This is a genomic window from Nocardia canadensis (assembly GCF_032656385.1).
Classification (GTDB): domain Bacteria; phylum Actinomycetota; class Actinomycetes; order Mycobacteriales; family Mycobacteriaceae; genus Nocardia; species Nocardia canadensis.
In genome coordinates this window covers 1-16,036 of record NZ_JAVCWB010000010.1, presented here as the reverse complement: position 1 = coordinate 16,036, position 16,036 = coordinate 1, and the positions used below count along the sequence as shown (strand labels likewise).

Genomic DNA, 16,036 nt, shown 5'->3' with positions numbered 1-16,036 from the left:
CCCGACCACAGCCAGGAGCCGACCATGTTCACCACCACCGCCCACCCGTCGACCGGTATCCAGGACTGGCTCGTCGAGCGCGTCGCCGACTACACCGATCGCGCCACGCACCAGGTGGATCCGTCGATCCCGCTGGCCGAACTCGGCATGGACTCCGTCTCCGCCGTCTCGCTGTGCGGGGAGATCGAGGACCGCTGGAACCTCGAGATCGATCCGACGCTGGTCTTCGACTACCCGACCATCGCCGCGATCGCGGGCTACCTCGCCGACGAGTTCGCTGACGCGGCATGAGCGACATCGCGATCGTCGGGCTGGATTGCCGCTTTCCGCAGGCGGCTGATCCGGCGGCACTGTGGCAGCTGCTGCTCGACGGTCGCGACGCCATCTCGGCGGTCCCGGCGAATCGCTGGCACGCCGAGGACTTCCACGACCCGGCGGGCGGACCCGGCACCATCAACACCCACAGCGGCGGATTCATCGACGACGCCGACGCCTTCGACCACGAGTTCTTCGGGATCACCCCGCACGAGGCGGAGACGATGGACCCGCAGCAGCGGCTGCTGTTGCAGGCCACCTGGCGCGCCTTCGAGGACGCGACCGTCGATCCCCGGGAACAGGCCGGGTCGCGCACGGGCGTGTACATCGGGGTGATGGCCAACGAATGGGCCAATCTGCAGATGTCGGACTACGCCGCGATCACTCCGCAGCACGGCTCGGGCAACGGCTACTTCATGACCGCCAACCGGCTGTCCTACCAGCTCGACCTGCGCGGCCCGAGCCTGGCGGTCGACACCGCGTGCTCGTCCTCACTGGTCGCGGTTCATCTCGCCTGTGCCGCACTGACTTCCGGTGACTGCGAGCAGGCCGTCGCCGGTGGTGTGAACCTGGTCCTCACGCCGGCGGTCGGGGTGTTCTACACCCAGGCGGGGCTCTCGGCACCCGACGCGCGCTGTAAACCGTTCAGCGGCAACGCCGACGGGATCGTCCGCGGCGAGGGCGTCGCGGTGCTCGTGCTGCGCCGCCTCGCCGACGCGCAGGCCGCGGGACTGCCGATCTACGCGGTGATCAAGGGCAGCGCGGTGAACTCCGACGGGCGCAGCAACGGCATCAGCGCGCCGAACCGGTGGGCCCAGCAGCACGTGATCGCCGAGGCCTGCCGCCGGGCCGGGATCGAGGCCGGGGCGGTCGACTTCATCGAGGCGCACGGCACCGGGACGGTGCTCGGCGACATGATCGAGGTCAAGGCGCTGGGCGGGCTGCACGGGCGCGACCGCGCGCGGCCCTGCGGAATCGGGTCCATCAAAGGCAATCTCGGCCATACCGAGGGCGCGGCCGGAGTCGCCGGGCTCATCAAGGTCGCGCTGAGCCTGCACCACGGTGTCGTCGCGCCGACCCGGTTCGCCGAGCAGGAGAATCCGCGACTGCAGCTGGAACGGCACGGGTTGCGCCTGCTCGCCGAACCGATGCCGCTGACCGGACCGGCGCTGGCCGGGGTCAGCGGCTTCGGCATCGGTGGCACCAACGCCCACCTCGTGCTGGCCGGTGCGCCGGTCGAGGAGTCCGTGCCCGCGAGCGGCGGCGGTGTGCTCACGGTGTCGGCGGACAACGCGACAGGGCTGGAACGCAACGCGTCTCGGCTGGCGGATGCGCTGGCGGCGGTGCCCGCGGACCGGTTCGCGCAGGTGTGCTGGACGAGTAATCGCGTGAAATCGTCGGGGCGGCACCGGCTCGCGATCGTGGCGGACGATCCGGCCGAAGCGATCGCCCGCCTGCGCGCCGGAGCGGAATCCGGGGTCGCGGGACCGGTGCGGGTCGGCTGGCTGTTCACCGGGCAGGGGTCGCAATTCGCCGGAATGGCCAGGGCCGCCGCGGCGGCGAGCCCGTCGCTGCGGCGGGCACTGGGGACCGTCGACGCCGCGATGGCCGCGCACCTGGGCGTCTCGGTCCGGGAACTGCTGCTCGACGACACCGTCGACATCGATCGCACCGAGCTCGCGCAACCGGCCATCTTCGCCATGGAATACGCACTGGCGCAAGCACTCGCCGACGCCGGCGTCCGCCCGGCCTGGGCGCTCGGACACAGCATCGGGGAGTTCACGGCCGCCGCGGTAGCGGGGGTGATGAACCTCGAGGACGCCTGTCGGCTCGTCGTCGCGCGCGGCAGGCTGATGCAGCGACTGCCCGAGGGCGGTGCGATGCTCGCGGTCCGGGCGACGCGCGAGCAGGTCGCCGAGCTGCTCGCGGCCGCACCCGCGGTCGCCGTTGGCGCGGTCAACGGGCCCAGCGATCTGGTGCTCTCCGGCGACGCCACCGCGCTGGGCCGGATCCGGGCCGTCCTCGCCGAGCGGGGGATCGTCGCCAAGCTGCTGACCGTGTCGCACGCCTTCCACAGTCCGCTCATGGCACCGATGTACGCGGAGTTCGCGGCCGTCGCCCGCGACTGCGCCTATCGGGTGCCGACCCTGCCGATCTATTCGACCGTGCGCGGCAGGCTGCTCGCGCCGACCGAGACGATGGACGCCGACTACTGGACCGAACACATCGGCGCCACCGTCCTTTTCGGCGACGCGCTGACGGCGGCGCTCGACACCGATCCCACCCACGTCGTCGAGATCGGCCCGCGCCGCATGCTGAGTCCACTGGTCGGCCGGGCGCGGCCCGACCTGCTGCCGCGGTGCCTGGCGCCGAGTCCCGGCCCCGGCGCGACCGGGCGCGAACTCGCCGAGACCGTCGCCGCGCTGTATCGCGACGGCCTCGAACCCGACTGGGACCACCTCTACGAGCCCGCGCAGCGCGTCCGTCGTCGGCTGCCGGTCTACGACTTCTCCACCGAGCACCGCTTCTGGATCGAACCGACCACCCTCACCCCACCTGCCCCGTCGGCGGAGGACACCACCATGGACCAGATGATCGCGCTCTTCCGCGAACAGAACGCGCTGCTCGCGCGGATGGCGCCGGGCGCCACGGCGACCGTCGCGCCGCCGTCGGCGGGGCCCGGCGCGGCCGCGGTCGATCCGAACGCGGTCGCCGACGTCGTGCGGGCCGAGTGCGGGCGGGTCAGCGGATTCGCGGTCGACCGGCTGCGCGACAGCGAAACCCTCACCGGCGAACTCGGATTCGACTCGATGATGCTGTCGGACCTGTTCGGTGGATTGATGCGCAAGCTGCCGGGGCTCCAGGTGGACCCGTCGTGGCCGAGCGCCGCCACCACCGTCGGTGATGTGGTCGGGTACGTCACCGGTCAGGTGGCCGGTGGGCCCGCGCCCACCCCGGTGCTGCCTGAACCGGCGCCGGTGACGGTCGACGCGGAGTACCGGATCGCGGACTTCCCGGAGGTGCGGGCGATCGAGGACCGGATGACCGGGGCGGCGGCGCTGGGCCTGGACAATCCGTATTTCCTGGTCAACGACGGTGTCACCCGCGACACCTCGGTGATCGACGGTGTCCCGGTGCTCAACTTCTCCAGCTACAACTACCTCGGGCTCTCCGGTCATCCGGCGGTGGTCGCGGCCGTCCAGGACGCCGTCGCCCGGTACGGCAGCTCTTGCTCGGCCAGCCGGGTGCTCTCCGGCGAGAAGCCGGTGCACCGGGAACTGGAGGCCGAACTCGCGGGGCTGCTCGGCACCGAGGACGCGATCGCGCTGGTCGGCGGCCACTCCACCAATGTCACCATCATCGGGCACCTGGTCGGGCCCGAGGACCTGGTGATCCACGACAGCCTCGCCCACGACAGCATCCTGCAGGGGTGCGTGCTGTCGGGCGCGACGCGACGGCCGTTCCCGCACAACGACCACGCGGCCCTGGACCGGCTGCTCGGCGAACTGCGGCCCCGCTACCGCCGGGTGCTGATCCTGATCGAGGGCGTCTACAGCCAGGACGGCGACATCCCCGACCTGCCCGCGATCATCGAGATCAAGAAGCGGCACCGGGCGCTGCTGATGATCGACGAGGCGCACAGCATCGGTGTGCTCGGCGCGCACGGCGGCGGCATCGGCGAACACTTCGGCGTCGATCGGAGCGATGTCGAACTGTGGTCCGGGACCATGTCCAAGGCGCTCGCCGGATGCGGGGGATATGTGGCGGGCAGCGCCGAGCTGATCCGCTTCCTCAAGTACACGACACCCGGGTTCGTCTACAGCGTCGGCATGACGCCGATGAACGCCGCCGCCTCGGCCGAGGCGATCCGGCAACTGCGCGCCGACCCCGCCCCGCTGGCGCGGTTGCGGCACAACGCGCGGCTGTTCCTGGAGCTGGCCCGCGCGGCCGGGATCGACACCGGTGACAGCGCCGACACCCCTATCATCCCGTGCATCGTGGGCGATTCCCTCCGGACGCTGCGGCTGTCGAACACGCTGCTGCGCCGGGGGATCAACGTCAATCCGATCATCTACCCGGCGGTCCCCGAGGACCTCGCGCGGCTGCGGTTCTTCGTCACCGCCTGTCATACCGAGGACCAGATCCGCGAGACCGTCGCCGTGCTCACCGAGGAGCTCGCCGCGTCGGCCTAGGTGAAGCGGCAAGGCACTGTTGGCCTCTCGTTCAGCGGGGCGACCGGGACGCGCGGCGGCGGTGAAACGTCGATGAACACCGCCGTGCCGCCCTCGCCGGGCCGTCCGCGCTGCCGCATCGTGAGGACATGCGCGAGATGTCGGCGCCGGCGCGGGTGTTCGTCGCGCTGGCCACCGCCCTGCTGACCCTTCCGGTGCTGTGCTCGGCCGCGGGCTCCGACACCGACTTCGACAGGCCCGTCCCCGCCGTCGACGCGACGGCCGCGTTCGGTGTTCCGCGCCCCGGCGGACCCGTCGCGAAGGTCGTGGTGATCGGGATCGACGGGCTGCTGTTCGACAAGGCCGACCACGTGCAGGCGCCACGCCTGCGCCACCTCGCCGCCCAGGGACTGCTCTCGCGCGGCAGCATCGCCGGGCACATCACCGTCTCCGGGCCGTCGTGGGCGAGTGCGCTGACCGGCGTGTGGGACACCGAGCACGGCATCACCGACAACGGCTTCGGCACGGGCCCGTTCCTGGCCCATCCCAGCGTGTTCACCCGGATCGAACGGGCCGACCCCGCTCGGCACACCGTCTCGATCGGCACCTGGGACCAGATCGCCACCATCGCGCGCAGCGGCGACCGGCGCGCCGACCTCGCGCTGACCACCGCCCCCGATCCGCGCGACGTCGACGAGTCGGCCACCGACGCGGGCACCGCCACCGAGGCGGCGCACACGATCGAGCGCACCGGGCCCGATCTGGTCGTCACCCATCTCGACCAGATCGACCTGGCAGGCCATCGGCACGGCGGCGCCTCCCGCGCCTATCTGGCGGCGATCCGGCGGGTCGACGTCCTGATCGGGCAGATCGTCGCCGCCGTCGACCGCCGCGCCGCCGGCCACCCGCGCGAGCGGTGGACCGTCCTGGTGACGACCGATCACGGGCACCGCCCGGCCGGTGGACACGGCGGCCAGACCCCGGACGAGACCGCCAACTTCGTCATCGCGCGCGGCCCCGACTTCGCCGCGGGCACCGCGACCAGCGCGTACACCCTGGTCGACGTCACCCCGACCGTGCTCGACCTGCTCGGCGCCCCGCCGGGCAGGCTCGACGGCCGCAGTGTGCGGACCCCGCGGCCCCCGGTCGACGAACGCTGAACGATCCGCAGGTCGAGGCGGGTTTTCGGGCCGAGTCGCGACCGTCGCACGCCTGTGACCGCAGGGAATCGAACACCAGGTCGGTGTGGGGACTAAAGTTGGTGGTCCGGGCGGTTGCAGCACTCGGCCGACAGGTCCGAATGCAGCGTGAGAGGCGGTGGCATGACTCGACAACTCGGCGAGGCGAAGGTTGGGCAGGAGTCCACCGGCGCCCCGCGGAACGACGGTGCCCCGGCGACCCCCGAACCGGCCAAACAGTCACCGACCGCCTCCGTGCCCAGCTCGGCCTCACGGCGGGTGCGGGCCAGGCTCGCGCGCCGGATGACCGGCCAGCGCGGCATCGCGGCGGTCAAGCCGGTGCTGGAACCGCTGGCCACCGTCCACCGGGAGCTGTACCCGAAGGCCAACCTCGCGCTGCTGCAGCGCGCCTTCGACGTCGCCGACGAGCGGCATGCCAAGCAGTTCCGCAAGTCCGGTGATCCCTACATCACCCACCCGCTGGCGGTCGCCAACATCCTCGCCGAACTCGGCATGGACACCACGACGCTGGTCGCGGCGCTGCTGCACGACACCGTCGAGGACACCGGCTACTCGCTCGAGCAGCTCAAGGAGGAGTTCGGGCAGGAGGTCGCCCACCTCGTCGACGGCGTCACCAAGCTCGACAAGGTCAACCTGGGCGCGGCGGCCGAGGCCGAGACCATCCGCAAGATGATCATCGCCATGGCCCGCGACCCTCGCGTGCTGGTGATCAAGGTCGCCGACCGGCTGCACAACATGCGCACCATGCGCTTCCTGCCGCCGGAGAAGCAGGCCAAGAAGGCCAAGGAGACCCTCGAGGTGATCGCGCCGCTGGCGCACCGCCTCGGCATGGCCACCGTCAAATGGGAGCTCGAGGACCTCGCTTTCGCGATCCTGCACCCCAAGAAGTACGACGAGATCGTGCGCCTGGTCGCCGACCGCGCGCCCTCGCGCGACACCTACCTGCAGAAGGTACGCGCCGAGATCATCAACACCCTGGCCGCGTCGCGGATCAACGCCGTCGTGGAAGGCCGCCCCAAGCACTACTGGTCGATCTATCAGAAGATGATCGTCAAGGGGAAGGACTTCGACGACATCCACGACCTGGTCGGCATGCGCATCCTGTGCGACGAGGTCCGTGACTGCTACGCCGCGGTCGGCGTGGTGCACTCGCTGTGGCAGCCCATGGCGGGCCGGTTCAAGGACTACATCGCCCAGCCGCGCTACGGCGTCTACCAGTCGCTGCACACCACCGTCGTCGGCCCCGACGGCAAGCCGCTGGAAGTGCAGATCCGCACCCACGACATGCACCGCACGGCCGAGTTCGGCATCGCCGCGCACTGGCGCTACAAGGAGACCAAGGGCAAGCACTCCGGTGACGCCGCCGAGGTCGACGACATGGCGTGGATGCGCCAGCTGCTGGACTGGCAGCGAGAGGCCGCCGACCCCGCCGAGTTCCTCGAATCCCTGCGCTTCGACCTGAAGTCGCCGGAGATCTTCGTGTTCACCCCCAAGGGCGATGTGATCACGCTGCCGCAGAAGTCGACCCCGGTCGACTTCGCCTACGCCGTGCACACCGAGGTCGGGCACAAGTGCATCGGCGCCAGGGTCAACGGGCGCCTCGTCGCGCTGGAACGCCAGCTCGAGAACGGTGAGGTCGTGGAGGTGTTCACCTCCAAGGCGCAGAACGCGGGCCCGAGCCGGGACTGGCAGAACTTCGTCGTCTCGCCACGCGCGAAGGCCAAGATTCGCCAATGGTTTGCCAAGGAACGTCGCGAGGAAGCCCTCGACAGCGGCAAGGAACAGATCTCCAAGGAGGTCCGCCGGGTCGGGCTGCCGCTGCAGCGGCTGATGAGCGTGGACGCGATGACCGCGGTCGCCCACGAACTGCACTACTCCGACATCTCCGCGCTCTACACCGCCGTCGGCGAGCACCAGGTCTCGGCGCACCACGTCGTGCAGCGGCTGATGGCCCAGCTCGGCGGCATCGGTGACGTCGAGAACGAGCTGGCCGAACGGTCGACGCCGTCGACGACGCCCAGCCGTCAGCGGGTCACCGGAGACGCCGGCGTGCTCATCCCCGGCGCGCCGGGCACGGTGGCCAAGCTGGCCAAGTGCTGCACGCCGGTGCCGGGCGACGAGATCATGGGCTTCGTGACCCGCGGTGGCGCGGTGAGCGTGCACCGGACCGACTGCACCAATGCCGGATCGTTGCAGGAACAGTCGGAGCGCATCATCGAGGTCGAGTGGGCGCCGTCGCCGTCGTCGGTGTTCCTCGTCGCCATCCAGATCGAGGCGCTCGATCGCACCCGGCTGCTCTCCGACGTCACCAAGGTGCTGGCCGACGAGAAGGTCAACATCCTGTCCGCCTCGGTGGCCACGCACGGCGACCGCGTCGCGATCAGCAAGTTCACCTTCGAGATGGGCGACCCGAAGCACCTGGGTCATCTGCTCAATGTCGTGCGCAATGTCGAAGGGGTCTACGACGTCTACCGGGTGACCTCCGCGGCCTGACCCGAACCCCGGCCCGGGCACTCTCGTTCGCGAGGGTGCCCGGGCCGCTGTCTGCGGGAACACAGCTGGTAGATCGCCAGAAGATTGCTGGGACAACGGGGTTTGCCGGGGGCAGTGAAAGGGCCATTTTGGGCAGGGGTTCGGGGTCCCGGAATCTGTTACGGTTTACTGCGTTTCAACGCTCCACTGGTCAGCCGAAACGGACTGTGATGCGGATCGATATGGCTCGGTGCACGACACGACTCACGGGGACGATCATCGCGTTCACCGTCGCTTCGGTGACGGTATCGGCAGGCGCGGCCACCGCGGACGAGGCCGCGCCCGGTGCTCCGTCCACCCAGGTGTCGATCTCGGCGTGTCCGGCACTGTACGCCTTGGGGATTCAGGGCACAGGAGAATCGTCACCGGACGCCGCCCCGAGTACCGACACCGGCATGCTGTCGACGGTCTTCCGGCCGATGTTCGCCAAGGCTGCTGAGCCGGGGCTGGTCGATCGCGCGTACGTCCCGTACGAGGCCGGATTCGGCGGCGCGGTACCGGGTGGGGCGGTGCCCTACACGCAATCGGTCGACGGTGGACTCGAGCGGCTGCGATCGATGGCCGCCCAGGTCGTGCAGCGCTGCCCGGACTCGCGCATCGCGGTGGTCGGGTATTCGCAAGGCGCCCACGTGGCCTCGTTGTTCGCCCAGGAAGTGGGCGCGGGCACCGGGAAGATATCCGCCGACAAGGTCGCCGCGGTCGCGTTGTTCGCCGACCCGACCCGCGGCGCGAACGCCCCGGTGTTTCCCGGCGCGCCCGACCGCGCGACGCCGATCGCGGCACCCGGTACCTCCGGGGAATCCCTCGACGCCGTGGCCGCCGTACGCCAGGCCCCCGCGCCCGGCGGTGGGCTCGGCGCGAGCGACACCCAGCCCGCCGATTTCGGTAAGCTCACCGGGCGCGTCGCGAGCTTCTGCGCGACAGGTGATCTCGCCTGCGACGCGCCGCAGGGCGCCCCGCTGCTGCGGGCGGTGGCCAATCTGGTCAGCCAGGTGAAACTGTCCGGTGGCGACCCGATCGGCTCGCTGGTCTCGATCGCGCAGGCGCTGGCCTTCACCTCCATCAAGACGGCCTCGACGGTGGTCGACGAGGATATTTCCGGCAGCACGCTCGCGGATGTCTCGCTCTCGCCGAAGAAGACGATCTCCCAGCGCATCGCCGACGCCTCCGACCCGCGCGGTCAGCTCGACGTGAACGCCGCCTACCAGGCGCTGCTGAAGGTCGGGATGATCGGGCTCAACGCCGTCGTCACCGTGGTGAAGACCGTGCTCAATCCGGCGAGCATCGCCGAATTGGCCACCGCGACACTGTCCAATCCGCTGGCCGGGCTCACCCTGCTCGGCACCAAGCTCGTCGGCGCGGTGCCCCAGCTCGTGCCCCCGACCACCGGGATCCGGCTGGTCAACGAGGCTTATACGGCCGTCCAGCAGAACATCACCGACAACGCCGAGCTGCTCGACGTGACCACCTGGGTGCGCTACTGGGACACCACCCAGCGCCACGACGCGTACTCGCGCATGGGCGTCGGCGCGCAGGGCGCGACCCCGACCCAGTACGTCGCGGACTGGTTCGCCGCCGTCGCGCGGGACGCGGCGAGCGCCTCGGGACAGGGTGCGATCCCGGTCGGCGGATCGGACAAACGCAGTGCCGGAATCTTCACCAGCCCGACCGGCGCGTCTACGACACCCACACCTTCCGGTGGGGGACAATTTCCGTTCGGGACAGGAGCCGATGGCGCCTCATCCGGCGGCGCGACGACTCCGCCTGCCGCGTTACCCGGAACCACCGCTCCCACCACCCGTCCGTTCTCTGTGAACTGATCACCGAGAGGTCTGCAATGCGAATCCTTGTGCCCGGCGCCGCGGAAAGGGGGGAATGTTGAAGTCGTACAACGAACTGTCGCGCTGGTACTCGGCGCTCGAACCGGAGACCGAGGCAGCCGACCCTGCGCGCCAGGACACCGCCGACCCGGCGGCGGGCGAGGACGACGGTCCCGCCCGATATTCGCAGCGCCCCGAGCGCGCCCCGTCCGCCGCACCGGCAGCCGAGCCCACCGGGCCCGTGCCGGCCACCACGGCGGCGGACGCGCCGAACCGGACACCCGGGGACGAACACCGCGACGCCTACTACGGTGTCGCCGGAGACTACGACCGCCCGGTCCATCCGGCGCCGCCGTACCCGGTCGACGTCGCACCGGAGCCCGCGCCCGCACCGCCCGCCGAACTGGCCGCGCGGCGCAGCGAATTCACCGGCGGCTGGTCGGACTGGGTCGCCGAACCCGCACCGGGCCCCGACGACGAGTACGACGCGGAACTGGTCCAGTTCCCCTGGACCGACGCCGCCGACGACGAGTACGACGAGGCGCGCGTACTCGAGCCCTCCGGCGCGCTGCGCGCCCGCAACCGCAATCGCACCTGGATCGTGCTCGCCGTCTCGGTGCTGGTGCTCGTCCTCGCCGCCACCGGTGTGTTCTTCCTGCTGTTCGGCCGCGGGGGCGACACCGCCAAGCACGCCGCGCCGCCGCTGCACTTCACGGCGGGCAACCTGACCGCCGAGGCGCCGGGTCCGTGCCCGACCGAACGCACCGGCGCCGTGGTGCGCAGTGCCGAGGCCGGGGGCACCGACTCCGGCCCCGACGCCGTGCTGGCCTTCCAATACGCCTACTACGTCAACCGATCGGGGGAGCAGGCCCGCGCGGTCGTGACCCCGGACGCCGATGTCTCGCCGGCCGCCGTGATCCAGCGCGGCATCGACTCCATCCCGGTGGGGACCACCCACTGTGTGCGGATCACCACCGTCGCCGCCGACCGGTACACGGTGGAGGTCACCGAGTTCCGGCCCGCGGGCGCACCGGCCACCTACACCAAGCAGTCGGTGCGCACAGCGCTGGTCGGCGATCGCACGCTCATCACGGGCATCGCGGCAGGGTAAGGAGCAGAGGCGATGACAGACGACTGGAGCCGATGGCTCGACGACGCCCCCGAGGGGGAGCCGTCGGGTGACGCGGCGCGTGACCCGGCTCCGGTGGTGCGGTTGCGGCGCAAGACCGGCGAACGTTCCGAGGGCGCTCGCAGACCGATCCTCGTCGTGGGCGGCTGCGGCGGCGCGGGCACCACCACGACCACGCTCGGCCTGGCCGCCGAACTGGTCACCGAGGGCGCGGCCACGGTGGCGGTCGACGCGACCGCCGCGGGCAGCGATCTCGCCTTGCGCGGCGCCGACAAGCACCTGCACCCGGTGAATCTGCAGTCGTGGGTGTACGGCCGCGGCGACGACGAACCCGCCCCGATCGAGGACTGCCTGTCCCGCTCCACCTCCGGCTTCGGGCTGCTCTGGCGCGACGCGACGCCGCTGCGCCGGCGCGCGACATATCTCACTGTCGCCAGGGCTTTGACCACCGGCGGGTACACCGCGGTCTACGACGGCGGCAGCCCGATTGCCGGTCGGCAACTGCGCCCGCTGCTCGACGACGCCGATATCGCACTGGTCCTGACCATTCCGGCCCGCGTCGACGCGGCCAACCGCCTGCGGGTGACGCTGGAATGGCTCGACGACCACTACGGCGACGACGGCGCCGGAGTCGTGGCGGACACGACCATCGTTGTCTCCCACCAGTATTCGCACGACGACTCGCGCGTAGCCGAGCATTTGCGCGAGCATCTGTCCGGCTGGGTACGCGAGGTCGTCGAGATTCCGTACGACCCGCATCTGGCCCGCGGTGAGCTGGTTCGGCACAGCGAGCTGGCCGAGCCGACGCGTGCGGCATATGGGCGGTTGCTCGCCGGGGTGGCATCATGACGGCCGCTATGAATCTTCGTCGTCGTCGTGAACCGACGCCCGCCGGCGTCGGCGTCGTCGCACCGCCCGAATCGCTGCGCGCGCCGATCTGGGAGCGTCCGGTACCCGGGGTCGGCCGCGCGCCACTGGTGTGGCTGCTCGGCGTCCACGGTGGCTCCGGTGCCACCACGCTCGCGCATGTGCTCGCGCCCGCCGCCGATGCCCGGGGCAAGTGGCCCGGTGTGTTCGAGCGCGAATCCCCCTACGTCGTCCTCGTCGCGCGTGAGACCATCTCCGGCCTCACCCGCGCGCACGACCTGCTGCGCCAGCACCACGCGTTGCTGGCCGGTCCGGCGCTGGTGCTCGGCCTGATCACGGTCGCGGCCCGCCCCGGCCGGGTGCCGCCGGAGATCCGGCGCTACCGCGACGTGGTCGGCTCGCTGGCCGGGCACGTCTGGCAGGTGCCGTGGATCGAGGAATGGACGCTCGTCGAGTCCGAGGCGCTGCCGGTGTGGTCGCCCGGGGACGAGATCGCGCCCAGGAAACGCCGGGCCGATCCGCTCGACGAGGTACCGGCCGAGATCGGTGAGCTCGGGACCGATCTGATCGCCGCGATCCGGGCGAGCATCGACGATCCCACACCGGGGGAGCGTCGATCATGATCGCCGGGCAAGCCGGCCGCCGGTGGTGTACAAACGTGTGTCGGCGTCGAAGTGTTTGTGGCACAACACCTTTACAGTGGGAGAAAGGCACCCGATGAGCATGATCCTCCTCGCCGTGCAGGACACGTACGGCACCGTCCTGGCCCAGGTGGGTAATCCGACACCGGAAGCTCCTCCCGGCTCGGAGAAGATCCTGCAGCTGGTGCGGTATCTCACCTGGTTCGTGCTGCTGTCGGGCATCTGCGGTATCACCTACGCCGGCGGCAAGTTCGCCTGGGAGCGCTGGACCGGCGGCGGCCTCGAGTCGCCGAAGATGGTGGCGGGCGCCATGATCGGCGGTGTCGTCGCGACCAGCGCGGGCACCATCATGAACGCGGTCATCGGTACGTGATCACCGTGTTCGCCTACAAGCAGATCCCGGCCGACGTGCTGGCGCCGATGATGCAGCTGCTCAACTGGCTGCTCTGGTTCGTCCTGCTCTCGTGCCTGGCCTGGATGATCCTGTCGGCAGGTCGGCTGTGGATCGCGTTCCGCTCCGACCTGGCCGTCAACGACGCCTCGCACGGTGTCCTGATGAGCCTGCTCGGTGCCGCGGTCGCCAGTACCGCCTCCGCGATCGCGCTGGCGTTCCTGCCGGCGTGAGGGGGAGCACCATGACACGGCCGGTCGCGGTCGGTATCGCGCTGCTGACCGCGGCGGTGGGCTGCGGCCGCGGCGGTGATACCGGCCCCGATCTGTCCGCCGCCCCGACCGGGGTGCGCTGGCAGGACTACCAGGGCATCGCCCTGCCCTTGTCCGATCAGGGGCCGAGCTCGGTGACCCAGGGCGCCGCCACGGGTTTCGAGCATTCCCCGCGCGGCGCCGGACTGGCGGCGCTGACGCACACCATCCGGTTGTCGGTGGCGCCCGACAACCAGTGGGCCACCGTGGTGAATCAGGAACTGGTGCCGGGTCCGGCCCGCGACGAGTGGGCGATCAACCGGGTGCAGTTGTCGATCACCGGACCCGCCGCGCCGGAGTACGCGCCGAGATTGTTGGGCTACAAAATTACCGAATACCGTGACGAACAGTCCCGAGTCGATGTCTACACCGAATATTCGGACAGCTCACGTGCCGTGAACCACACCACGGTCGGCTGGTACGGCGGAGACTGGCGGCTGCAATTGCCCGACCCGCAGTCCACCGACCGACCCGTCGACGCGATCGACGAACTACCCACCGACATCGTGACATTGGAGGCACCGAAGTGAGCGTGAAGGAGCCGGGCGCGCGCGACCGCGCTTCTTTCGGCATGATCGCCTCGGGTGCGCTGCTCGCCCTGATCCTGGTCGTCGGCGCGGTCGTGTACTTCACCAGCAGTGGCGGGACCGAGGACGACGTCGCACCGCCGCCTGCGCAGGCCGCGGGCGGAACGGGTTTCGCCGATCCCGAGGTCGATCTGTTCGGCAGGCGGGTCGACGTTCCGAACAATCCGGCAGGCCAGCCGCTCGCGCAGGACCCCTCGACGCAACGTTCGCCGGTGGATTCGGACTGGCTGACCGCCGCGCCCGAGGGCACGACGAAACCGCACGGCTGGCAACGGGTCTACGGCGCGTCGGTGCCGTTCTCCACCTCCGACGGTCCGGCCCGGATCGAGGACGGTCTGGCCGTCGGCTACGCGCGCACCCCGCAGGGCGCCGCGCTGGCCGCCGCGCAGATCACCTACCGGCTCAACGCCAGGCCGGCCGACCGTTCGCTGTACGTGACACAGGTGCGGGTCAGCACCGCGCAGCTGGCCGCCTACGACTCGGCGCTGTCGAGCGACCGGCTGCCGAAACAGCAGCCGGAGAAGGTGACCCGCTATTTCGTGGCGTCGGACGCGTTCAAGATCGACGACTACGCCGACGACATGGCGATCGTTCGGCTCGCCTCGCGCGGGCCGGTGATCGACGGGAAACAGTTGTATGCCGCCATGCGGATGATCGTGGTGTGGGACGCGGGCGACTGGCGGCTCAAGCCGTCGTCGACGACCAACACCCAGACGGAATACGTGGAATCGCTGGCGGGGTGGACGAAATGGTGAGCATCGGTGTACAGCACAGCCCGGATCGATTCCCTGCGGACCATCGAGGGGTGCCAACAATGCTGAGGCGAATACTCACAATCTTCGCGGTGATCTTCACCGTGATGATCGCGACGCCGACCGTGGCCTACGGCCAGACCTACGGCTTCGACCAGGCCTGTAACGAACTGCACGACACGCTCGACGGTGTCGCCATCCCCGGGATCTCCCTGGGTGACGCGGCCTCGGCGGTGTGCAAGGCGGGCAACGCCGCCTCGCATCCGGGCGACGCGGCGACCGCGGTCAAGGACAAGGCCTGGGACTCCACCTTCGGCAAGGTGGTCGACTCGCTGATGAAGGGTCTCGGTGAGGCGCTGATCCTGGCGCTGACCTTCTGGATGAAGGTGCCCAACGAGGCGGTGAGCGACTCCGGCGCGCTGTTCACCAAGATCAACGACTACACCTATCAGATACAGATGCTCTTGCTGATCGCGTCGGTGATCATCACCGGCGGCCGATTGGCCGAGGCCAGACGCGGGGCGGCCGTGAGCGAGGCCGCCGAGTCGTTCCGGTTGTTCGCCCGGGTCGTGTTCAGCTCGTGGATGCTCGGCGCGGTGATCGTCGCGGGCACCCGGGCCTCGGACAAGTTCTCGGAGTGGATCATTCAGGACGCCACCGGCGGCAATGCCAAGAACATGGCCGAGCTGATGGTGAAGACGTCGAAGTTGCAGGCGTTCTCGCCAGGTCTGGTGCTGATCATCGCGATCGTCGGCCTGCTCGGCGCGCTCGCCCAGATCGTGCTGGCCATCGTGCGGCAGGGTCTGCTGGTGGTCGCCGCCGGCGTGCTGCCGCTGGCCGCGGCGGCGTCGGCGACCGGGACCGGCAAGCAGTCGTATCAGAAGCTGGTCGGCTGGATCATCGCGTTCATGCTGTTCAAGCCGGTGGCGGCGATCGTGTACATGATCGCGTTCACCACCGCGGGACATGTCGACGAGACCACGACCTCGGGCGGTTTGCCGGAAGGTGAACAGGCCCAGCGGATGCTGGTCGCGCTGGTGCTGCTGTGCAGCGTCGCGTTCGTGCTGCCCGCGCTGATGCGCCTGGTGGCGCCCGCCGTCGCCACGGTCGGCACCGGTGGTTCCGGTCTGATGGTGGCCGGTGGTACCGCGGTGGGCGCGATGGCGCTCGGCGCGATCGGCACCAAGGCGGTCGCCACCCGGCCCGCCGCCGCCCCCGGCTCGGCGGGCTACTTCGGCAGCGCGGGCTCGGGTCCGCGGCCCGGCGGGGCGGGCCCCGGCGGCGGGGCCCCGCGCGGCCCCGCGCCGACACCGCCACCAC

13 protein-coding genes are annotated in these 16,036 nt (G+C 70.4%); all 13 read left to right on the top strand.

Annotated elements, in window-relative coordinates; translation table 11 throughout:
• Window positions 1-24: 24 nt before the first annotated feature.
• Window positions 25-291: an acyl carrier protein gene (locus tag Q7X29_RS23745; RefSeq protein ID WP_218716417.1), complete on the top strand. Its 267-nt coding sequence runs from the start codon at window positions 25-27 to the stop codon at window positions 289-291.
• Window positions 288-4,508 (top strand): type I polyketide synthase, encoded by a 4,221-nt coding sequence (locus Q7X29_RS23740; RefSeq protein ID WP_316575429.1) that lies wholly within the window; start codon window positions 288-290, stop codon window positions 4,506-4,508. The genes Q7X29_RS23745 and Q7X29_RS23740 overlap by 4 nt, the downstream gene beginning before the upstream one ends.
• Window positions 4,509-4,636: 128 nt before the next feature.
• Window positions 4,637-5,647, top strand: a complete 1,011-nt coding sequence (locus Q7X29_RS23735; RefSeq protein ID WP_316575428.1) for an alkaline phosphatase family protein — start codon at window positions 4,637-4,639, stop codon at window positions 5,645-5,647.
• 162 nt (window positions 5,648-5,809) lie between these two features.
• Window positions 5,810-8,179 carry a RelA/SpoT family protein gene (locus Q7X29_RS23730; RefSeq protein ID WP_218716420.1) on the top strand — a complete coding sequence of 790 codons (2,370 nt, stop codon included), beginning with the start codon at window positions 5,810-5,812 and terminating at the stop codon, window positions 8,177-8,179.
• Window positions 8,180-8,457: 278 nt separating this feature from the next.
• The gene (locus Q7X29_RS23725) at window positions 8,458-10,038 is read left to right on the top strand and encodes a cutinase family protein (protein ID WP_316575427.1); all 1,581 of its coding nucleotides are present in this window, start codon (window positions 8,458-8,460) and stop codon (window positions 10,036-10,038) included.
• Between the two features lie 55 nt (window positions 10,039-10,093).
• Window positions 10,094-11,149 carry a hypothetical protein gene (locus tag Q7X29_RS23720; protein WP_255586869.1) on the top strand — a complete coding sequence of 352 codons (1,056 nt, stop codon included), beginning with the start codon at window positions 10,094-10,096 and terminating at the stop codon, window positions 11,147-11,149.
• A 12-nt stretch (window positions 11,150-11,161) separates the two neighbouring features.
• On the top strand, window positions 11,162-12,016 hold the full coding sequence (locus Q7X29_RS23715) for a MinD/ParA family ATP-binding protein (RefSeq protein WP_218716421.1): 855 nt from the start codon (window positions 11,162-11,164) through the stop codon (window positions 12,014-12,016).
• Window positions 12,013-12,657 (top strand): hypothetical protein, encoded by a 645-nt coding sequence (locus Q7X29_RS23710; protein WP_218716422.1) that lies wholly within the window; start codon window positions 12,013-12,015, stop codon window positions 12,655-12,657. Before Q7X29_RS23715 ends, Q7X29_RS23710 begins: the two co-directional genes overlap by 4 nt.
• Before the next feature lie 94 nt (window positions 12,658-12,751).
• Window positions 12,752-13,048 (top strand): hypothetical protein, encoded by a 297-nt coding sequence (locus Q7X29_RS23705; protein ID WP_022566424.1) that lies wholly within the window; start codon window positions 12,752-12,754, stop codon window positions 13,046-13,048.
• The gene (locus Q7X29_RS23700) at window positions 13,045-13,299 is read left to right on the top strand and encodes a hypothetical protein (RefSeq protein WP_218716423.1); all 255 of its coding nucleotides are present in this window, start codon (window positions 13,045-13,047) and stop codon (window positions 13,297-13,299) included. Before Q7X29_RS23705 ends, Q7X29_RS23700 begins: the two co-directional genes overlap by 4 nt.
• 11 nt (window positions 13,300-13,310) lie before the next feature.
• Complete coding sequence (locus tag Q7X29_RS23695; RefSeq protein ID WP_218716424.1) at window positions 13,311-13,907, top strand: hypothetical protein; 597 nt, start codon at window positions 13,311-13,313, stop codon at window positions 13,905-13,907.
• Window positions 13,904-14,719: a hypothetical protein gene (locus Q7X29_RS23690; protein WP_316575426.1), complete on the top strand. Its 816-nt coding sequence runs from the start codon at window positions 13,904-13,906 to the stop codon at window positions 14,717-14,719. The genes Q7X29_RS23695 and Q7X29_RS23690 overlap by 4 nt, the downstream gene beginning before the upstream one ends.
• Window positions 14,720-14,808: 89 nt before the next feature.
• Window positions 14,809-16,036: hypothetical protein (locus Q7X29_RS23685; protein WP_316575425.1), on the top strand; the 1,228-nt coding region annotated here is incomplete at its 3' end.